This is a genomic window from Deltaproteobacteria bacterium, from assembly GCA_013151235.1.
Lineage (GTDB): Bacteria > CG2-30-53-67 > CG2-30-53-67 > CG2-30-53-67 > CG2-30-53-67 > JAADIO01.
Genome location: JAADIO010000026.1, coordinates 1 through 21,315 on the forward strand (window position 1 = coordinate 1; position 21,315 = coordinate 21,315).

At 53.9% G+C, this 21,315-nt stretch carries 20 protein-coding genes; 15 read left to right on the forward strand and 5 right to left on the reverse strand.

Going from position 1 to position 21,315, the window contains the following annotated elements; translation table 11 throughout:
* The 5 genes from GXP58_05015 to rsmA all read right to left on the reverse strand — a co-directional run.
* A partial coding sequence (locus tag GXP58_05015; GenBank protein NOY52966.1) for a histidinol dehydrogenase occupies positions 1–271 on the reverse strand: 271 nt, incomplete at its 3' end.
* Positions 272–470: 199 nt separating this feature from the next.
* Entirely contained in the window at positions 471–1,355 is an 885-nt protein-coding gene (locus tag GXP58_05020) for a 4-hydroxy-tetrahydrodipicolinate synthase (GenBank protein NOY52967.1), read from the reverse strand.
* Between the two features lie 24 nt (positions 1,356–1,379).
* On the reverse strand, positions 1,380–1,805 hold the full coding sequence (locus GXP58_05025) for a zinc ribbon domain-containing protein (GenBank protein NOY52968.1): 426 nt from the start codon (positions 1,803–1,805) through the stop codon (positions 1,380–1,382).
* Positions 1,806–1,869: 64 nt separating this feature from the next.
* Positions 1,870–2,673, reverse strand: a complete 804-nt coding sequence (locus GXP58_05030) for a diaminopimelate epimerase (GenBank protein ID NOY52969.1) — start codon at positions 2,671–2,673, stop codon at positions 1,870–1,872.
* Between the two features lie 98 nt (positions 2,674–2,771).
* Positions 2,772–3,590, reverse strand: a complete 819-nt coding sequence (rsmA, locus tag GXP58_05035) for a 16S rRNA (adenine(1518)-N(6)/adenine(1519)-N(6))-dimethyltransferase RsmA (GenBank protein ID NOY52970.1) — start codon at positions 3,588–3,590, stop codon at positions 2,772–2,774.
* Between the two features lie 154 nt (positions 3,591–3,744).
* On the opposite strand from rsmA, the gene GXP58_05040 reads away from it, so the two are divergent.
* The 15 genes from GXP58_05040 to GXP58_05110 all read left to right on the forward strand — a co-directional run bounded on the left by GXP58_05040 (position 3,745) and on the right by GXP58_05110 (position 21,315).
* Positions 3,745–4,905, forward strand: a complete 1,161-nt coding sequence (locus GXP58_05040; protein NOY52971.1) for a hypothetical protein — start codon at positions 3,745–3,747, stop codon at positions 4,903–4,905.
* Between the two features lie 278 nt (positions 4,906–5,183).
* Complete coding sequence (locus GXP58_05045; GenBank protein NOY52972.1) at positions 5,184–6,641, forward strand: sigma-54-dependent Fis family transcriptional regulator; 1,458 nt, start codon at positions 5,184–5,186, stop codon at positions 6,639–6,641.
* A gap of 47 nt (positions 6,642–6,688) precedes the next feature.
* A complete protein-coding gene (locus tag GXP58_05050) occupies positions 6,689–7,276 on the forward strand; it encodes a polysaccharide export protein (protein ID NOY52973.1) in 588 nt (195 codons plus the stop codon).
* A 48-nt stretch (positions 7,277–7,324) separates the two neighbouring features.
* A complete protein-coding gene (locus tag GXP58_05055; GenBank protein ID NOY52974.1) occupies positions 7,325–9,088 on the forward strand; it encodes a lipopolysaccharide biosynthesis protein in 1,764 nt (587 codons plus the stop codon).
* Between the two features lie 201 nt (positions 9,089–9,289).
* On the forward strand, positions 9,290–10,666 hold the full coding sequence (locus GXP58_05060) for a TIGR03013 family PEP-CTERM/XrtA system glycosyltransferase (protein ID NOY52975.1): 1,377 nt from the start codon (positions 9,290–9,292) through the stop codon (positions 10,664–10,666).
* Between the two features lie 47 nt (positions 10,667–10,713).
* Positions 10,714–11,520, forward strand: coding sequence for a polysaccharide biosynthesis tyrosine autokinase (locus GXP58_05065; protein NOY52976.1), 807 nt, complete (start codon positions 10,714–10,716; stop codon positions 11,518–11,520).
* Between the two features lie 72 nt (positions 11,521–11,592).
* On the forward strand, positions 11,593–12,738 hold the full coding sequence (locus GXP58_05070) for an AAA family ATPase (GenBank protein ID NOY52977.1): 1,146 nt from the start codon (positions 11,593–11,595) through the stop codon (positions 12,736–12,738).
* Positions 12,731–14,053, forward strand: coding sequence for a nucleotide sugar dehydrogenase (locus tag GXP58_05075; GenBank protein ID NOY52978.1), 1,323 nt, complete (start codon positions 12,731–12,733; stop codon positions 14,051–14,053). Before GXP58_05070 ends, GXP58_05075 begins: the two co-directional genes overlap by 8 nt.
* An 8-nt stretch (positions 14,054–14,061) precedes the next feature.
* Positions 14,062–14,625 carry a D-sedoheptulose 7-phosphate isomerase gene (gene gmhA, locus GXP58_05080; protein ID NOY52979.1) on the forward strand — a complete coding sequence of 188 codons (564 nt, stop codon included), beginning with the start codon at positions 14,062–14,064 and terminating at the stop codon, positions 14,623–14,625.
* Positions 14,622–15,572 carry an NAD-dependent epimerase/dehydratase family protein gene (locus GXP58_05085; GenBank protein ID NOY52980.1) on the forward strand — a complete coding sequence of 317 codons (951 nt, stop codon included), beginning with the start codon at positions 14,622–14,624 and terminating at the stop codon, positions 15,570–15,572. Before gmhA ends, GXP58_05085 begins: the two co-directional genes overlap by 4 nt.
* A 9-nt stretch (positions 15,573–15,581) precedes the next feature.
* Entirely contained in the window at positions 15,582–16,883 is a 1,302-nt protein-coding gene (locus GXP58_05090; GenBank protein ID NOY52981.1) for a UDP-glucose/GDP-mannose dehydrogenase family protein, read from the forward strand.
* Between the two features lie 202 nt (positions 16,884–17,085).
* Positions 17,086–18,015 carry an NAD-dependent epimerase/dehydratase family protein gene (locus tag GXP58_05095; GenBank protein ID NOY52982.1) on the forward strand — a complete coding sequence of 310 codons (930 nt, stop codon included), beginning with the start codon at positions 17,086–17,088 and terminating at the stop codon, positions 18,013–18,015.
* An 11-nt stretch (positions 18,016–18,026) separates the two neighbouring features.
* Positions 18,027–19,385 (forward strand): phosphomannomutase/phosphoglucomutase, encoded by a 1,359-nt coding sequence (locus GXP58_05100; GenBank protein ID NOY52983.1) that lies wholly within the window; start codon positions 18,027–18,029, stop codon positions 19,383–19,385.
* A 206-nt stretch (positions 19,386–19,591) separates the two neighbouring features.
* A complete protein-coding gene (locus tag GXP58_05105) occupies positions 19,592–20,143 on the forward strand; it encodes a UpxY family transcription antiterminator (protein NOY52984.1) in 552 nt (183 codons plus the stop codon).
* 563 nt (positions 20,144–20,706) lie between these two features.
* On the forward strand, positions 20,707–21,315 hold the full coding sequence (locus tag GXP58_05110) for a sulfotransferase family protein (protein ID NOY52985.1): 609 nt from the start codon (positions 20,707–20,709) through the stop codon (positions 21,313–21,315).

Here is a 21,315-nt window from a genome sequence, read left to right on the forward strand (position 1 = left end):
CTGCGTGTTCCAGCGCTTCGATCGTCCGGGTATCCGCCCCCTTTGCGGCTTCTGCCCTTTCGTTATGGGAAAACTCCAGGTTGGTCCCGTCTAGGGGGAATCCGTCGAATTTCCGGGTGAGGTCGAAAAGAGCAGCGTCCCCTTCCCGGCTGACCCGGTCGAGGATCTTCTGTACGGTATCGAGGACCTGCGGCGGAATCTCTCCACCCCGCCGTCGAAAGCGCCGAAGTTCCTCGTCGAATCCGGCGGCGGTTGCATCAAGTTTCTTCATCTTGGAATAGGGTCCTTTCGCTTCAGATGAGTTGATGGTGTCGTAAAAAGTCACGAAGCCCTTCGACCCTTCGGCCGGCTCAGGACAGGCGTACTCAGGGCGAACGGTGTAAGTTATTGATATTCTGTTCGTGTGGTTCGACCGGCTCACCATGCTCGGTAGCTTGTCGAACCATGAACGGAACCCGGAAAACGACTTTTTACGAGTTCATCATGAGTTGATAACCTTTCAATACATCCGTCAGCTTCTCCCGTGTCCCCTCTCCCATCGGGCAGAGGGGGAGCCGGAAGGTCTCTTCGCATTTCCCCATCAGGTGCAGGGCGGTCTTGACCGGCAGGGGGTTGGTCTCCAGGAACATGGCCCCCGTGAGATCGAGAAGTTTGTAGTGAAGCTTCCGGGCGGTATTGAGATCCCCCCGGAAGAAGGCGCTCACCATCTCCGACATATCCTTCGGCGCCGTATTGGCGACGACGGAGATGACCCCTCGTCCGCCGATGGCGAGGGTCGGCAGGACGGTGAAGTCGTCCCCCGAGAGGACGAGAAACCCCTCCGGGCTCTGATCGATGATCCGGCTGATCTGGTGCAGATCGGCCGAGGCCTCCTTGATACCGATAATCTCCCCGATCTTTGAAAGACGCGCCACCGTCTCGGGCAGGATGTTCAGTGAGGTTCTCCCCGGCACGTTATAGAGGACGAGGGGGAAGGCGGTCTCTTCAGCGATTTTCCTGTAGTGCTGATAGATCCCCTCCTGGCTGGGCTTGTTGTAGTAGGGGGAGATGAGCAGCGCCCCGTCGGCGCCGGCCTTCTTCGCCGCCCGGGTCAGGTCGATCGTCTCCGCCGTGGAGTTGGAACCGGTTCCCGCCAGGACCGGAACCCGTCCGTTGACCGCTTCCACGGTGATCCGGATCACCTCCTTGTGTTCCTCGTGGGTCAGGGTGGCCGACTCACCGGTGGTGCCGCAGGGGACGATCCCGTTGACCCCGTTCTCGATGAGAAAGGTGATCAGGCCGCGCAGGGCCTTTTCGTCGATTGAACCGTCTTGCCGAAAGGGGGTGATGATTGCAGGGAGTGTGCCGTGAAACATCTCTTCTCCTTTGTGATAAAAACTTTACGATTCTTTCAGGGTAACCCGGATCCCTCCGATCCCCCAGGCGAAAAGGTTGTACGTTGATGCGGCGCAGAAACCGAGAAAGGCCCCGATCAGGCCGTAGAGCATCGGGATCAGGACCAGCGCGCCGATCCAGGGGATGGAGCCGAAGAGGAGAAGCCGGCTTTCGGGAAGGAGCGAAAGACCGGCCGCGCCTACGGCGGCGAACAAAATACCAAAGACCAGGCCGATGACGGCATGAATCATGAAAGCAAATTTCACCAGGGACCAGACCCCGACCCGTTGAATCTCCGCAACGTGAAACGAAGCGGGAGGCGGAGGGACGGTCTTTCTCTCCGGTTCTGCTGCTCCGCAGTAGGCACAGTAAAGGGCCTTTGGTAACATCTCTTTTCCGCAGGCGGCGCAGTAGGCGGTTGGATCGGACATTTCAGTTCTCTCCTCGCTCCCCCTTTTACGAAAGAGAGGAACAGATTTGCGTTACATTTCTTCTCTATCGTCGGATTTCAATGATTCCCCTAAAGACCTCTTCCGCCGGGCCGGTGAGGATCACCCGGTTGTCTTCTCTCCAGTCGATCCGCAGCGTGCCGCCGGCGAGGTGTACCCGAACCTTCCTGCCTGTCCATCCGTTCAGGACGGCGGCCACCGTTGCGGCACAGGCGCCGGTCCCGCAGGAAAGGGTCTCCCCCGTTCCCCGTTCCCAGACCCGCATCTTCAGCTCCCGGTCGTTGATCACCTGGACGAATTCTACATTTGTTCGGTTCGGAAACAGGGGATCGGTCTCGATGCAGGGACCGACCTTTTCCACCGGAAACTGTTCCAGGTCGTCCACACCGATGATGCAGTGGGGATTTCCCATGGAGACACAGGTGATTTTCCATTCCTTTCCGGAAAACTCCACCGGTTGTGAGATGACCCTGCTTTCCATGCGGACGGGAATTTGTGGACCGTCGAGGATCGGCTCGCCCATGTCGACGTCGACTTCCTTTTCCCGGATCACCGGGGTCATGATTCCTGCTGCGGTTTCCACGGTGAGGGTTTCTTTCGTTGTAAGATTGCGCTCCTTGAGGTATTTTGCAAAGCAGCGGATCCCGTTGCCGCACATCTCCACTTCGGAGCCGTCGGTATTGAAGATCTGCATCCTGAAGTCGGCCGATTCCGAGGGCCGGATCAGAAGAAGCTGATCCGCCCCGATCCCGAACTTCCGGTCACAGAGGCGGCGGGCCTGTGCAATCACCGGCGCAGGGTCGATGCTGCGGGCATCGATCACAATGAAGTCGTTGCCTGTCCCCTGCATCTTGGTAAAATCGATCTTGAACACGATTTCTCCGGGCCTCCCGAATTCAAAAAACTATCATATTCTCTCCCGGAATCAAAGAGTTTTTGTGCCCGTCCTCAGTGCAGACACCGGGAAAGTTTGGCGAATTCCTTGATGGAGAGGGTCTCGGCCCTTCTCCGGGGGTCGATCCCTGATGCGGCAAAAGCGGTATCGAGTTGTTCCGGGGAAAAGGAGCCGGCGCCGAGGAGAGAATTCCGAAGGGTTTTTCGCCGTCGGGCAAAGGCCGCACGTACAAAGCAAAAGAACCGCTCTGGGTCGGAAACCGCAACCGGGGGCTCTTTATGCCGGGTGAGGCGGAGCAGAGCGGAATCGACCTCCGGCACAGGGTAGAAAGCGGTTCTCGGGACGGCGTATACGATTTCCGCCGCCATATAATACTGAACGGCGATACTGAGGGATCCGTATTTTTTTGTTCCCGGTCCTGCGGCAATCCGTTCGGCTACCTCTTTCTGAAGCATCACCAGGATCAGGGAAAAACGCCGGATCGACCGGAGCAGGTGCATCAGGATCGGGGTGGAGATATAGTAAGGAAGGTTGGCGATGACCTTCACTCCGGTTTCGGGGAGATCCCCCATATCGTATTTCAGGATGTTCTGATGAAGAAGGTTGAGATTTTTCCGGTCTTTGAAACGTTCGGCCAGGTAGGCGTAAAGGGCGGGGTCGATTTCCAATGCGATGACCTTTCCCGCCGAACGGGTCAGCGGGTCCGTTAAAATACCGGAACCCGCTCCGATTTCCAGAACCACGTCATCGGGCTGCACCGATGCCCGTGAGAGAATTTCGTGAAGGATTTCTTCTTCCCGGAGAAAATTCTGCCCCAGTCTTTTGTTGATGCGGAAGTGGAGTTGGCGAAGTTTTTTCGGGATTTTCATCATGAAATAACGTAACATCTTCCCGATGAGGAGTCCAGTTTCATTCGTGAGCGGGAATCTCGTTCATGTAATTACGGATCGTTTTGTATTGACAATAACTTCGTGGATCTGGTTATAATAAAAGCATCACATCGCTCATCCACTCGGCCTGTTTACCATGAAAAAATCAATCCGGATACTGATTATTCATTCCGATCCCGATATTTCGGAAAGTATTGCGCAGATGCTTGCCGGTGAAGGGTATGAGGTTCGGGACTGTCTGGAGAGTGACTGTGCCGTTGCCCTTCTTAAAAAGGATCTGTACCATTTTGTTCTGGTGAGTACGACCCTTCCTGAGGAGGTCCAGCTTCCGTTGATGGATTTTATTAAAAAATATTGCCCCGACACGATGACCATTCCGATCTCTTGGCATGCCGTGTTGAAATCGGCCGTGGAGGCCCTCCATACGGCGCCTCCGGATATCGGCAGCGGCAGTGTCAAGGCAATGAAGATGACGATCGAGCGGCTCTCCAGAACAATTCTGCGGCGGAACAGCGAAACGGAAAGCCGGAAAAAGGCGATGATCATGGCTCAGGACCTGCAGGAATCGAACCTGCGGCTCATGGAACTGGACCGGAAAAAGACCAGCTGTCTTGCCGTGGCCACGCATGAAATGCGGACGCCCCTGACGATTATCAGCGGGTACATGCGGATGTTAATGGATGAATCATTCGGTCCTTTGAACGAAAAGCAGATTCACCTGATACAGGAGTCGAGGAATAATTGCGAGCGTCTTCTCGATCTGGTGAATTCCATGCTTGATCGTTGCCGGCTGGAGTCCGGGAGCATGGAGTATGACTTGCAGGAGGGGCCCTATCTGGAGTTGATTCACCGGGTGATGGGGCGAATGCAGCACTATATCGAAAAAAACGGTCTTTCGGTTCAGCTGGATCTTCCGGAGGAGGAGATTCGGATTCCCATTGACGAGAATGCCATTGAGCAAGCCCTGGTTAATCTTGTAACGAATGCCGTAAAGTTCACGACGGCACCTGGTGAGATTATCCTCCGCTGCCGCCTGCGTCCGGACGGTGTCTTGACGCAGGTGATCGATTCCGGGGTGGGGATTGACCCGGGTGAAATCGATCAGGTCTTCAACGAGTTTAACAAGGTCGGAAATAAGTATGGTGCGAAAAAAGGAGCCGGTCTGGGGCTTTCCATCTGCAAGAAGATTATTACCTTGCATCGTGGCGAGATCTGGGTGGAGAGCGAACCTGGAAAAGGGAGTTGCTTTTTCTTTCTGCTTCCTCTGGGGGCAACGAACCGGGCATCTCGAAAGTAATGGTTGTTTAGAAAGTTTGCACATTAGGAAATTAAATTCTCTTTTTGGGAAAATATTTTCCATAATTGGGAAAATATTTTCCTTTTTTTTTGTGGAGCGGAATTTTTTTCTACATGGGAGCAAAAATTTCGCTTGTTTTTCACAGAGTTAACATTTGTCAACTTTTATATTTTTTGTTACTTGAGTTTGTGTTACAATAACAAGATAAATGCTGTTATGACTTTGGTTTCTTCGGTAGGTTTTTTGTGATTCCTACTTAATAGATAGGGAAGATGTTAATGATCGAGGATACCCGCATTCTGATCATCGATGATGAGATCGAAATCTGTAATTATCTGAAGACCCTGGTTTCCCAGTTCGGATTCCATGCCGACTTCGCGACAAACGGTCGAGAGGGGCTGAAGATGATTCAACGGGAAAAGCCGGACCTTGTGATTCTCGATGTCGTCATGCCCGGGATGGACGGGATCGAGGTTCTCAAGAAGATCAAAGAGAACGGCATCGATACGAGTGTCATCATGCTTTCCGGTCATCGTCAGACGAGTACCGTCGTCGGGGCGATGAAGTTCGGCGCCGCCGACTTTCTAAACAAGCCTTTCGATCCTGATGAATTAGAGATTACCATCAACAAGGTGTTGGAAAAACGGGAACTCATCTCGGAGGTCAAACGGCTCAAAAAACAGGTGAACGACCAGACCGGCGGCCAGATCCTTTTCGGTAACAGTGAGAAGATGGCGGCCATCAAGGAGGTTATCGATCAGGTGGCGGATACCGACATCACCGTCCTCATCCGGGGAGAAAGCGGTACCGGCAAGGGGTTGATCGCCCGTTTTCTCTATATGAATTCCACCCGTCAGGATCAGCACTTTGTCAAGGTAAATTGTGCGGCTCTGCCGGACGAACTGCTGGAGAGCGAACTCTTCGGTTATGAACGGGGGGCTTTTACGGGGGCTCACAAGAAAAAACCAGGGAAGTTCGAGTATGCCAATCACGGGACGATTTTTCTCGATGAGATCGGGGAAATCCATCCTTCCCTGCAGGCGAAACTGCTCCAGGTCCTGCAGGATGGAGAATTCTCGCCCCTTGGGAGCGAGCGGGATGTACGGGTCGATTCGCGGGTGATCGCCGCAACGAACCGGGACCTGGAGGCAGAGGTTGCCAACGGGAAATTTCGGGAGGACCTTTATTTTCGTCTGAACGTCGTATCGATCCTGGTCCCTCCGTTGCGTGAACGGCTGGAAGAGATCCCTGTTTTGACGGAACATTTCCTGCAGAAGTATAATCTTAAATATAACAAGTCTTGTCGGAATATTTCCAGCGAGACCCTGGATCGCTTCATGCGCTACGATTGGCCCGGCAACGTCCGGGAATTAGAGAATATGATCAAGCGGGTGGTGGTTCTCGGTAGCGAAAAACCGATTCTGACGGAATTCCGCCTGAAGGAAGAAGAGGGTCATGCAGCGGATCTTTCGGGAGACACGGCGTTGTATTCGGCGGGATCGGCAGCGCAGCGCCCCCAATCCTTTCTCGATGCTCTCCTGAACGGACAGGAGGAATATACACTGCGGGATGTCAGCAAGATCGCTTCAAAGAAGGCGGAGAAGGCATTGATTGAGCGGGTTCTCAAACAGACGAACTGGAATCGGAAAAAGACGGCGGAGATCCTGAAGGTCAGCTATAAGGCCTTGCTTTATAAGATTAAAGAGAATAAAATAGACAAATTTAACTCGTTATGATTAGGTCGATTTTTGTTGTGGGAGCCTGCACAAAAGGAGGAAGAGTCATGAAACGGATTCTGCTGTTGCTGATGGCCTGCGGGTTGGGGATCTGGGGATGTGCAACGACGGGGAGGACGCCGAAGGCCCCGACGGATCAACAGGCGGCGGTCACCGCTCCCGAGGAATATATCATCGGTCCGGAAGATATCCTTGTGATCTCCGTCTGGAAGGATGATACCCTGACGACGGAGGCGGTGGTTCGTTCCGACGGGAAGATCTCCGTTCCGTTGATCAATGACGTTCAGGCAAGCGGGCTGACCGTTTTGCAGTTGAAGGATGAGATTACCAAACGCCTCAAGGAATTTGTCCCCGGTGTGGATGTGACGGTCATCGTTAAACAGATGAACAGCAACAAGGTCTACATCCAGGGGGAGGTGACCCGGCCCGGTCCCCAGGATTTCAACGGGGAGTTGACGGTCATCCAGGCCCTGGCACTGGCGGGGGGGTTGACCCCCTATGCGAAAGGAAGTTCGATCATTATTCTCCGGGCCGATGGGCAAAAGCGCCTGTTTAACTACAACCAGGTCATCAAGGGGAAAAACCTGAAACAGAACATCCGGCTGCGGCGGGGAGATACGATCATTATACCTTAATGACAGGGACTGCCTGTTAACGGCTCGCTCAATGTAGAGGAATAAAGAATGGAACAACAGAATGTTATGGACATCAAGGATCTGGGGCGAATTCTCCGAAAACGAAAATGGACGATCCTGATTCCGGCGGTTTCCCTCTTTATAGTGATTGCCCTGGTTGCCTATCTGTTGCCGGCGATCTACAAGTCGGAGACGATGATCCTGATTGAAAACCAGAAGATCCCTACGGACTATGTCCAGTCCACGGTGACCTCGGAGGTGGAGGAACGGCTGAACGTCATCAATCAGCGGTTGATGAGCCGGACAAGGCTGGAAAAGATTATTAACAAGTTTAACCTTTATCCGGAATACCGGAAAGACTGGACGCGTGAAGAGATCATCAACAAGATGCGGGAAGATATCAATCTTGAAGTCGTCTCGGCGGAAGGGGTGGACAAGAAGAGTGGCAGGCCGGTGACTTTTACGGTGGCATTCAAACTCTCTTATGAGGGAAAAGATCCGGCCACCGTTCAGAAGGTTTGCAGCGAACTGGCCTCTTTCTATATCGAAGAAAATCTCAAGCTTCGTGTCGACACCAGTGCCATGACGACCCGTTTTGTCTCCGACGAGATGAAAAAAATGGAAGAGGAGATCCGGAAGGTCGGAAAGACGATTGCTGAATACAAAGAGAAACACCAGAACGAGCTTCCCGAACAGCTCATGGTGAACATGCAGAATTTAGACCGATATGAGCGGTATCTGGAGACGAATCACCGGGATCTGCAGAATGCGAAGTCCAGTCTTGTCTTTCTCCGGGGGCAGCTTGCGGAAACGGATCCCGATGCTACAATGATCTCCAGCTACGGCAAACGGGTCCTTTCTCCCAAGGAACAGTTGGAACTCGATCGGACCCAGTTGATCACCCTTGAGTCAAAACTTTCTCCCCATCATCCCGATGTCCTGGCCATGAAGAAAGAGATCGCCCGCCTGGAGAAGGAAGTGCAGACCGATGATGTGGACACCCTGAAACAGAGCCTTAGTGAAAAGGAGGCCGAACTGGCAACGCTTCGAGCCAAATACAGCGGGAAGCATCCTGATGTGATCCGTGTTTCCGGTGAAGTGCGGGATCTGAAAAACCGGATACAGCAGATTCGGAAGACCCAGGGTGGCGAGGCTTCCGAGTATGCCGTGGACCCGACCAACCCGGCCTACATCAGCCTGCAGACCCAGATCGAATCGAAGAAACTCGAGATCGTCTCTTTGCAGCAGCAGGAAAAGCAATACAAGAAAGTGATCGAATTCTACCAGCAACGGATCGCAAATACTCCGACCGTGGAGAAGGCCCTGGCAGCGTTGCAAAGCGACTATGATGTGGCCCGGACCAATTACCAGGAACTGATGAACAAAGAAACCCAGGCGAAGATCTCCGAAAGCATGGAGAATCGCCAAGAGGCGGAGCGGTTTACCATTATTGATCCCGCCCAGCTTCCGGAGGAGCCCTACAAGCCGAACCGGATGGCGATTCTCTTCATCGGCCTGATCCTCGGGGTCGGTGCCGGGGCAGGCTCGGGTTTCCTTGCTGAATATATGGATCAGTCCTTCTCCAGCGTGGAGGATCTGCGGAGTTTCTCCGAATTACCCGTTCTGGCTGTAATCCCGAAGGTGGTGACCGGGGACGAGATCCAACACCGGAAGAAACGGCGCCGCATCCTCTTCGCCTCTTTGCTGATTATCCTCGTTGCGCTTTTAGTGGTGGTACAGATCTTCTTCTTTAAATTTGATATCTTTTTCATTAAACTTTTTCGGGAGGCTCGGAAGTTTCCCATCCAGTAACGAAGAGTCAATGTATGATGAAGTCGTAAAAAGTCCACCTGTCCCTTCGATGGCTTCGGCCAGCTCACCATGCTCGGAAGCCTGTCGAACCATAGAATGGAACCCGGGGAATGACTCTTTTTACGAGACCATCAATGTATAGGCTGGACGGGCTTTTGCTGAAGTTGTGATGGATAAGAATTGAGAAGTGCCGGATGAACGATGAAGTTTTTAAGATTTTCATTCCAGTCCAGAAAAATCCTCCTGTTTCTCTGCGAAGGGGGACTGATCTTTTCATCGGTCATGGCCGGGGTCTATCTGCGGTTGGGGACCTTTCAATACGAATCGGTGGTTCTCAAGGCATTCGTGACCGTTTCGGTCTGCCTGGTTTGTCTCTATTATACGGACCTCTACAATATCCGGATTATCCGGGATTTACGGGAACTGTTGTTTCGCCTGATTCAGGCACTGGGGGCGTCGTCGATTCTTCTGGCCGGGATCTATTATCTTTATCCGCAACTCATCATCGGCAGAGGGATTTCCCTGATTGCAGCGGTCATTATTTTCTTTTCGATCTTCACTTGGCGTCTGCTTTACCGGTGGTTTCTCATGTCCCGGGGGATGGAGGAGAATATCCTCATTATCGGCACGACTCCCCTGGCCTTTGCCCTGGCCGGGGAGATCTCGACCCACAGGACCCTGGGATACCGGGTGATCGGTTTTATCGGAGAGGAAGCCGGTGTGTCGGTCGGAAATCCTGTGGAATTGCCGGTACTGGGGACCTGCAACGACATTCCGGAGGTTGTTAAGAAATACGCCATTAGCAGAATCATTGTTTCCGTCAGTGAGCGGAGAGGGAAACTCCCGATGGATGTTCTTCTGAAATGCAAGATGGGCGGTGTGGAAATTGACGAAGGGGTCGGTTTTTATGAATGGATTACCGGCAAGATTCTCGTGGACAAACTGCGACCGAGCTGGTTGGTTTTCTCCTCCGGATTCAAAAAGGACCAGCTGACCCGGGTCTCCAAACGAGTCAGTGAGATGATCCTTTCTTTCATGCTGCTCCTCTTTTTGATGCCGCTGGTGATTTTTATTGCCCTGTTGATCAAGATCGAAAGCCGGGGGCCGGTCTTCTTTAAGCAGGAGCGGGTCGGCGAACATGGAAGGACCTTTGTCCTCTACAAGTTTCGTTCCATGCGTGAGGATGCGGAAGAAAAGACCGGACCGGTATGGGCGGAAGGCGAAGACGGGCGGGTCACCCGGGTCGGGAAAATTCTACGGAAGATAAGATTGGATGAGATCCCGCAGTTATGGAATGTTCTCAAGGGAGATATGAGCATTGTCGGTCCGCGTCCTGAACGGCCTTTTTTTGTGGAACAGCTCTCCCGGGAGATCCCCTTCTATAATGAACGACATTCCGTGAAACCGGGGATTACCGGTTGGGCCCAGGTCCGTTATGAATACGGCGCCTCGGTAGAGGATGCGCTGGAAAAGCTGCAGTACGATCTTTTTTACATCAAGCATATGTCCCTTCTGCTTGACCTGGAGGTGATCATTGATACTTTAAAGGTGGTCTTTCTCGGTAGGGGAGCAAGGTGACGTCGAACAGGGATTGAATAGCAACCTCTTTTCTGGAGAATCAAGCGATGAGCAAAATCGAAGAAGCGCTGAAAAAAGCGAAGCAGTCTCGAGAAAAAGGTGGGACCTCCGAGGTTCCGGCCTCGGAGGTATTCCTGGAAGGTTCGCCGGAGTACACCCGGACCCGCTTCCAGGAGGTCGATCCGAAACAGGTGGAGGCAAACCGGATTGTTACGTTATCGGGAGAGTCCACACGCGTGACCGAGCAGTATCGTATGCTCCGTACCCAGATCCTCCAGAAAACCGAGGGGTGTGGGGATAACTGCCTCATGGTCACCAGTTCCGTCGATGGGGAAGGGAAGAGCACGACTGCAATCAATCTTGCCGTGGCCATTGCCAAGGAGGTCCATAAGACGGTGCTTCTTGTGGATGCCGACCTGCGGCGTCCGTCGATTCATAAATATCTCGGACTTACGCCGGAGCAGGGGCTGTCTCACTATCTTCTTGAGAGTGTTCCCCTGGAGGATCTCCTGATCCGGACCGGTGTGGAAAAGCTGAGCTTTCTGCCGGCCGGCAGTCCCATGGTCGATTCCACCGAAATCCTGCGTTCCACCCGGATGCAGGAGCTGATCCGGGAGGTGAAGGAGCGCTACAAGAATCGTTATGTGATCTTCGATACGACCCCGCTGCTGCAGACGGCCGACTCCTGTGTCCTTGCCCAGTTTATGGACGGAATTATATTTGTCGTCCAGGCGGAAAAGACCCCTCGCAAGGAAGTTGCCGAAGCCTTGAAACTGCTGGATGGACGGAATGTTCTCGGAGTGGTGATGAACAATCTTGCCGTGACGGAGAAGCACTATCAATATGAGACTTGACCGACATACTTACAGGGGTATGCTTGCCGAATAACAGAGGCGTGAGAGGGGGGCTTCCCCCATGGATGTACCATGTATAGTCAATTTTATAATTTCAAAGAGAAACCCTTTTCCCTGACCCCGGATCCGGAGTTTCTCTATCGGAGCCGGGCACACAAACGGGCGCTTGCCTACCTGGAATACGGTATTCGGGATCCTTCCGGATTTACCTGTATTACAGGCGAGATCGGCGCCGGCAAGACCACGCTGCTGCGGGTTTTTCTCAACCAGATGGAGGGGCAGGTCCGGATCGCCAGGGTCTTTAATACCAAGGTGACCTCACGGCAGCTTTTAGAAATGATCCTCCAGGATCTGGGAGTTACCTGCAAGGGGATGAGCAAGACGGAGATGATCGATGCTCTGAACCGTCATCTGATTGAGACCTTTGCCGAAGGTGACCGGGTGGTCCTCCTGATTGATGAGGCCCAGAACCTGAACGTCGATCTTCTCGAAGAGATTCGTCTCCTGTCGAACCTGGAGACGGAAAAGGCCAAACTGCTCCAGATTATCCTGGTGGGGCAGTCGGAACTCCGGGAACTCCTCCAGTTACCGAAACTGGAACAGTTCCGGCAGCGGATCACGGTCAACTACCATATCCAGCCTCTCGATTCGGCGGAGACGACGGCCTATATCCACCATCGTCTCCGGGTTGCCGGGCGGGGTGAGCCGCTGGTTTTTCCCGGGGCGGTATTGAAGGTTATTCATCATTATTCGCGGGGGGTTCCCCGCCTAATCAATGTAATCTGTGATGCCCTGCTGCTGTATGGTTTCGTGGAAGAGAAACCACAGCCCGATGAAGGGATGATTCGGGAGGTTGTGAAGGACCTGTTGCAGGACGGAACTTTGAAGGATCCGGAGAAGATCCTTCGGGACAAGGAAGAGGCAGCGGCCGTCCGACAGGGTGCGGCCGGAATGCTCACGACCCTGCGGGAGAAAGTGCGGACCCTGGAACGGCAGCAGGAGGTTTTCGAAAAGACCCTGAAGGGGTTGGTCGGCAACAACCGGTTCCTTGAAGAAAAAAGCTCCGAGCTGCTCCGTCGGTTTGAAGAACTCCATCGCAGAGAACAGGCGCTGGCGGTGAAGCAGGAACAACTGAAACAGAAGGAAAGCGAATTGCTCCGGCAGGAAAACAGGTTACCCGGTTATCTGCCGATCATAGAAGGGGAAAAGCATGAGTAATGCGCAGGACCTGGAAAAGAAATTTAGGTACTCTATCCGTCAGGGAACGCTGCATGCCGGTATCATCGGGCTGGGTTATGTGGGTCTTCCTCTGGCTATGGAGTTTGCCCGGGCCGGCTACCATGTGACGGGGATCGACCTGGACGATGAAAAGGTCCGCCGGATCCGGGCCGGCAAATCCTATATTCCCGACGTGGAGGGGCATGAACTCCAGGCGTTGGTCACGAAGGGGCGGCTGACGGCCACCACCGACTATTCCGTTCTGAAGGATCTCGATACCGTGAACATCTGCGTTCCCACCCCGCTCCGGAAGACGAAGGACCCCGACGTCTCCTACATCGTCAATGCTGTGGAGCATGTCGCACAATATTTGCACCGGGGTCAATTGATCGTTCTGGAAAGCACGACCTACCCGGGGACGACGGAGGAACTGGTGCTGCCGATGCTACAGGAGAAAGGACTGAAGGTGGGCAGCGACTTCTGCCTGGCCTTTTCACCGGAACGGGTCGATCCCGGGAATGAAAAATATCAGACCCGCAACACGCCGAAGGTCGTCGGCGGGGTGACCGGACGCTGCAACCGGATCGCTGCCGCTTTTTATGCAGAGGCGATTGACAGGGTGGTCTCCGTCTCCTCCCCGAGAGTGGCCGAGATGGTCAAGCTGCTGGAGAATACCTTCCGGAGCGTCAATATCGGGCTCGTAAATGAGCTTGCTCTCATGTGCGACAAGATGGGAATCGACGTTTGGGAGGTCATCGATGCAGCGGGGACCAAGCCGTTCGGTTTCATGCCCTTTTACCCCGGCCCGGGGTTGGGAGGACACTGTATCCCCATTGATCCCTTCTATCTTTCATGGAAAGCCAAACAGAGCGGTTTCGAGCCCCGTTTTATCGAACTGGCCGGGGAGGTCAACGGGAAGATGCCTCACCATGTGGCGACCAAGGTCATGGATGCCTTGAATATGCATGAAAAGAGCCTGAAGGGGTCGAAGGTTCTCGTATTGGGTGTGGCCTATAAAAAGGATATCGACGACCTGCGGGAATCTCCGGCCCTTGATATCATTAAACTTTTGCAGGACAAGGGGGCGAAGGTCTCCTTTTCCGATCCCTTTATCCCGAGAGTTGCCCTGGACGGGGCCCGGCCGCTTCGGTCCGTTGCGCTTAACCGGAAGATGATCGTCACCTATGATTGCGTCCTGATTATCACCGATCACAGCGCCATTGATTATCGGGAGATTGTGAAGGAAGCTAAATTAGTGGTGGATACCCGGAATGCCCTCAAGGGAATTGCGGGAAAGAATATCGTTCGGCTTTGAAAGGTCTTATGAAAAAAACAGTCGAAGAGGCGATGACCGGCCATCGGAAGATGGTCGAGGCCGTGAAGGGGTTGCAGGGAAAGATTGTGGAGGTCGCAGAGATCATTGCACGCTCCCTCCGGCAGGGAGGGAAGGTCCTGGTCATGGGAAACGGAGGATCGGCGGCCGATGCCCAACACCTTGCGGCGGAATTCGTCGGCCGGTTCCTCCGGGAGAGGAAGGCCCTTCCAGCGATCTCCCTGAGCACGGATACATCAATCCTGACGGCGTTGGGGAACGACTACGGATACGACGCCGTTTTTCTCCGCCAGGTTGAAGCGCTGGCCGTGTCCGGGGATGTGGTGATCGGGATCTCGACGAGCGGCAACTCGGAAAATGTGATCCGTGCCCTGGAGAAGGCAAACAAGATCGGTTGTTCCACCATCGGTCTGGCCGGCGGAGAGGGGGGCGCCATCGCCGGTGCGGTTGATCTTTCCCTTGTTGTGCCTGTGCCGGATACGCCCCGGATCCAGGAGGGGCATATCCTGATGATCCATATCCTCTGTGACCTGGTGGAACAGGAGTTTGTATGAGAGTACTCGTGACGGGGGGCGCGGGTTTTATCGGATCGACCCTTGTGGATCGTCTTCTCGAACGGGGTGACTCCGTGATCTGTCTCGACTCCTTTGATGATTTCTACGATCCGTCCATCAAACGGTGCAACCTTGAGATGGTTTCCAACCATCCGGGATTTACCCTGCTTACAGGGGATATCCGGGATAATGCCGTGATGAAGAAGGTGATGGATGACCTCTCTTTTGATGCCGTCATTCACACGGCGGCCCGGGCCGGGGTCCGGCCCTCCATCGAACAGCCCGCCCTCTACGAGGATGTCAACATTAAAGGAACGATGAATCTTCTGGAACTTGCCCGGCAGGTGCAGCCTGCAAACTTTGTTTTTCTTTCTTCCTCCTCGGTCTACGGTGTGAACAGGAAGGTTCCCTTTTCCGAGACCGATCCCGTCGACCATCCGATCTCTCCCTATGCAGCGACCAAGAAAGCCTGCGAGCTGATCTGCCATACCTATCATCATCTTTACGGCCTCAACATCACCTGCGTCCGGCCCTTTACCGTTTACGGCCCGCGGCAGCGGCCGGAGATGGCGATTCACAAATTTACCCGGATGATCGACCGGGGCGAGACGCTCCCCATGTTCGGGGACGGAACCTCCCGACGTGATTATACCTATATCGATGATCTTGTGGACGGGATCCTGCGGGCGTTGGACCGCCCCCTCGGTTATGACGTCATCAATCTCGGAGAACACGACACGATTGCACTGCGGGAGTTGATCGCCCTCATTGAAAAGAATCTTGGAAAGAAAGCGCGGATTGAAAAGTTGCCCGATCAGCCCGGTGATGTGCCGGTGACTTATGCCGACATCACACGGGCGAAAGAAAAATTGGGCTACGCCCCGCAAGTCAAGGTGCCGGAAGGGGTTCGGAAATTTGTAGAGTGGTACCGGGAAAGAAGTGTATAGGGAGGCGGTATGCATATTGCAGTGATAGGAACAGGTTATGTCGGTCTTGTTTCCGGGACTTGCTTTGCCGAGTTCGGCATCAACGTGACCTGTGTGGATAACAACAGGGCGAAAATCGACGCACTGAATGAGGGGAAGGTCCCGATTTATGAGCCCGGTCTGGAGGACATGGTCCAGAAAAATGTCCGGGAGGAGAGGCTTTTTTTTACTACGAACATCCAGGAGGCCGTGGAGAAGGCGTTGGTCATCTTCATTGCCGTAGGCACCCCCCAGGGAGACGGCGGGGCGGCCGATCTTTCCTATGTGGAAGAGGTGGCCCGGGAGATCGGGCGCTACATGAACGGGTACAAGGTGATCGTGGACAAGAGTACCGTCCCCGTCGGAACGGGGAAGCGGGTGGCGAACATTATCCGGGAGAACCAGACCGGTCACTACAGCTTTGATGTTGTCTCCAACCCGGAGTTCCTCCGGGAAGGGTCGGCCATCGAGGACTTCATGCGCCCCAACCGGGTCGTGATCGGGACCTCCAGCGACCAGGCCCAGGCGATCATGAAGGATCTCTACAAACCGCTCTACCTCATCGAGGCCCCCATGCTCTTTACCTCGGTGGAGAGCGCCGAGATGATCAAGTATGCCTCCAATGCCTTTCTGGCCACAAAGATCTCCTTTGTCAACGAGATCGCCAACCTCTGTGAGAAGGTCGGGGCCGATGTCCATCATGTGGCCAAGGGGATGGGGCTTGATGGCCGGATCAGCTCCAAGTTTCTCCACGCCGGCCCGGGGTTCGGCGGTTCCTGCTTCCCGAAAGATACGGCGGCACTGGCCCGGTTAGGCAAGAACCATGAAGTCGAGATGCAGGTGGTCCGGGCTGCGATCCAGGCCAATGAAAGTCAGAAGGAGAAAATGGTGGGAAAGATTACATCCGTTGTGGGCGACCTCGCGGGCAAAACCATCGGGGTTCTGGGACTCTCCTTCAAACCGAATACCGACGACATGCGGGATGCCCCCTCCCTGGTTATCATCAAGGGATTACAACGGCAGGGGGCTTCGATCCGGGCTTACGATCCTGAGGCGATGGAGGCATCGAAGGCCTTGCTGCGCGAGATCGAATATTGTGGCAACCCCTATGAGGTGGCGGACGGCGCCGATGCTCTGGTACTGGTGACGGAGTGGAACCAGTTTCGAATGCTTGATCTGGAAAAGCTCAAAGAATTGCTCAAATCGCCGGTCCTGGTCGATCTTCGGAATGTCTATGAACCGGAAACCCTCCGTGCTGCCGGGTTTACCTATACCTGTGTTGGGAGAGGCTGAAGTTCTGAGGGGCGGAGGGACAAAGGCACAAAGGGGCAAAGGGACATGGGGAAAAGTCAAAGGCGAAAAGCATTCACCACGGGGGACACGAGGAGTCACGGGGGAAAAGATAAAATCAAGGTCAAAAGTGAAAAGCGTCCCGGTTTACCCGGGACGGAAGTTGCTGACCGCTGAGTGCTGAAAGCTTATATAAGGAGAAACCATGGCCAAAACGTTAGTCACAGGTGGCGCCGGGTTCATCGGCTCCCATGTCGTGCGTGAGATGATTCAAAACGGTCTGGAGGTGGTGGTCGTGGACGATCTCTCTTCCGGGAAGAAGGAGAACCTTCCGGACGGTGTGAGCTTCCATGAACTCGATATCACCTCCCCGGAACTGGAAAAAGTCTTTGAATCGGAACGGCCCGATTATGTTCATCACCTGGCCGCCCAGATCAGTGTGGCCGATTCCGTTCGGGATCCCCTCCATGATGCCATGGTCAATGTCGTCGGTTCCGTGAACCTGTTGCAGAACGCAGTGAAGTACGGCGTGAAAAAGTTCATCTTCTCCTCCTCCGGCGGGACCGTTTATGGCGCCACGGAACATCTGCCCGCGGTGGAGGAACTCCCCTTCTCTGCGATGTCGCCTTACGGTGTGACCAAGATCTGCATGGAGTATTATCTTCCCTATTACCGGGCGGAGAAAGGTCTGAACTATACCGTGCTTCGATATTCCAATGTTTATGGACCCCGGCAGGATCCCCACGGCGAGGCAGGGGTGGTGGCCATTTTCTGCCGGACCATGTTGGACGGCCGGACGCCGACGATCAACGGTGACGGAAAATATATCCGGGATTATGTCTATGCCGGGGATGTGGCGCGGGCCAACTTTCTGGCTATTGAAAAGGGGGACCACGACTGCTTTAATATCGGCACCGGTGTCCGGACCGATGTGAACCAGCTCTATCAGGAGATTGCAGCGGTAATCGGTTTTGATCAGGCCCCTCCTCATGGGCCGCACCGGCCGGGAGATCTGCGGGAAAATTATCTCAATGCCTCCAAGGCATCACGTCTCCTCGGATGGGAACCCCGGATTTCTCTGAAAGATGGGCTGGCAAGGACGGTGGACTATTTTCGGAATGGAGGTCGAAGTTGAATCGGGACGGAATCAATCCCGGGATCTTCCGGGCTTATGATATCCGGGGGATCGTGGGCAAAGACCTGGACGGCTCGGTTGCCGAACGGATTGGCCGGGCCTACGGGACCTATGTTGCGGTAAAAGGGGTCCGGACGGTTTCCGTCGGCCGGGACGGCCGGCTGAGCTCGGAGGAGCTTGCTTCCTCCCTGATCGAGGGACTCTGTGCCGCAGGACTGGATGTGATCGATGTCGGACTCTGCCCCACACCGCTGCTCTATTTCTCCCTCTTTCATCTCCCCGTGGACGGCGGGATCATGGTGACGGGCAGTCACAATCCCCCCGACTATAACGGATTCAAGATCTGTGTGGGCAAAGAGACAATCCACGGAGAAGAGATCCAGAAGATCCGGAAGGTTATTGAAGCAGGAAAATTTGAAGAAGGGAAGGGAAAACGGATTTCCGGCGAAATCATCCCCGACTATCTTGCTCATCAACGGAAGAGTTTCCAGGGGCTGACGGGCGGTCCCTCCCTTCGTGTTGTTGTGGATGCCGGAAATGGAACGGCAGCCACAGTGGCTCCGTCCCTTCTCTCGGATCTGGGCTGTGATGTGATTCCCCTCTTCTGCGAGATCGACGGGAACTTTCCGAACCATTTTCCGGATCCCACCGTTCCGGAGAATCTTGTTTCGCTGATTGCAAAGGTCCGGGAGACCTCCGCCGATTTCGGAGTCGCCTATGACGGGGACGCCGACCGGATCGGTATCGTCGATGATCAAGGCGCGATTGTCTGGGGGGACCAACTGATGATCCTCTTCGGCCGGGAGATTCTGAAACGGACGCCGGGGGCTACATTCATCTCCGAAGTCAAGTGCTCCCAGGTGATGTATGATGACCTGAGGTCCAAAGGAGGCAACCCCATTATGTGGAAAACGGGCCACTCCCTGATCAAAAGTAAAATGAAAGAGACCGGAGCGGCCCTTGCCGGGGAGATGAGCGGGCACATTTTTTTCGCCGACCGTTATTACGGCTATGATGATGCGATCTATGCCACCTGCCGTTTGGTCGAGATTCTGAAAGCGAGCGGCAGACGGGTCTCGGAACTTCTCTCGGATCTTCCAAAGACCTTTGCCACCCCGGAGATCCGTCGGGAGTGCAGCGAAAAGAAAAAGTTCGGGATCGTCGAGGCTGCGAAAGAACGTTTTGCAAGAGAGTTTGAGATCATTGATGTAGATGGGGTCAGAATCCTGTTTAAAGACGGTGCATGGGGTCTGATCCGTGCCTCCAATACGCAGCCGGTTCTGGTCCTTCGGTTCGAAGCAAAAAGTGAAGCAAGGCTCAAGGAAGTGCAAAACTTCGTGGAGGGAGAGCTGGAGAAATTGGAAAGATGAAAAACCAAAGATGAAAAATCAAGATCAAAAGCACTCACCACGGGGAACACGGGGGCACGGGGAAAACCGGAAAAATGGAAAAACAGAACATCTGAAGCGCTCCTTCGCCTTGGGCTTGTCGAGGGGTGAACCGTTCATGGTTCGACAGGCTCACCACGAACGGTCAATGGGGGGCCGAAAAAGCTTGAATCTCGGGATAGTGATTTATGGATTCCATGATCAAGATTGAAGAAAACAGGGAAAACACCGGGGATGTCTCCGGGAAGAACTGGTACGCCGTCCATACCCGTTCCCGGCACGAGAAAAAGGTCGATACCGAACTGAAGGGCAAGGGAGTGGAATCTTTTCTTCCACTCTATGAAACCCTGAGTCGCAGACGGGACCGGAAAAAGGTGATCGATCTTCCCCTCTTTTCCGGATATCTCTTTGTACACATTGTGCCTGAGCGGGAACGGATTCTGGATGTTCTGAAGGTCAAGGGGGTCGTCCGGATTATCGGCAGAACGTCGACGGAACTCCATGCCATACCGGAGGCGCAGATCGAAGCGGTCCGCAGGTTTGTTGAAAGTGATGTCCTGATCAGCGGGCATCCCTATATCAAGGAAGGAAGCCGGGTCCGCGTCAAGTGCGGCCCCCTGACGGGCGTTGAAGGGGTCCTGCAGGAGAAGCGGGGAAAGCACCGCCTGATCATCGCCGTTGACATGCTGCAGCAGGCCGTTTCCACGGAGATCTCCGTCGATGAGGTGGAGCCGGTGTAGTTGTCGGAAGATGGGTCCTCTCTTCCTTCCCCTTTGTAAAAGAGGGGAAGGAGGGATTCTTCTTCTCTTGATTTCCCCTCACTCCCCTTCCGGAAGGGGGAAGCAAGTTGGAGGAGGTTGAGAGAACTTTCTTGTTTTTGTAACGCAGAGGGCGGAGCTGTATCAACGGGTTGCCTGTACCTGACTTTGTTCAGGAATGATTATCCTTGTATGCAACGTCCTAAATGATTGATCAGTTATTATTTTTGTATACAACACTTGATGGTGTCGTAAAAAGTCACGAAGCCCTTCGGCCGGCTCAGGACAGGCCCTTCGACATACTCAGGAGAGCCTTGTTCAGGGTGAACGGTGTAAGTTATTGATATTCCCTTCGCATGGTTCGGCAAGCTTCTGAGCATGGTGAGCTCAGTCGAACCACATGCTCGGAAGCCTGTCGAACCATGAACGGAAGCCGGAAAACGACTTTTTACGACTTCATCACACTTGGAGAGATGATGAAAAATCTCGTTGATTGATTTTATTGTTATATCGCTGTTGCATCTTGACAAAGGAATAACTCACACATGAATTTATTGAAAAAACCGAAGTACGGCAAACCGATTATTGTTGTTTCCGGTCTGCCCCGGTCGGGCACCTCGATGATGATGAAGATGCTTGAGGCCGGGGGCGTGGAGATCGCTTCCGACGGCGAACGGAAAGCCGACGACGACAACCCGAAGGGCTATTATGAACTGGAGCGGATTAAGGAACTTGATAAAGGCAAAGATAAAAGTTGGGTCAAGAATCTTCGGGGCAAGGCGGTGAAGGTAATCTCCTTCCTTCTCAAGGACCTGCCCGGCGAGCATTTCTACAAAGTGATCTTTGTGCGTCGGGACCTGAAGGAGGTCATGGCCTCCCAGAACAAGATGCTCGTGAATCGGGGTGTAGATTTTGATCCTTCCTATGAAAAGAAAATGATTGCGAATTATGAAAAGCATCTACATCAAGTGGAGCAGATACTGAAAGGGGATGACCGGTTTGATGTGCTCTATCTAAGTCATCGAGAGATCTTGAACGACCCTTTAACGTCGGCCAAGGCCATATCATCTTTTGTGCAAGACGGGCTGAATGAAAAAGCCATGGCCGGGGTCGTCGACACAGCACTCTATCGGAACCGTAACGGAGTGATTTAA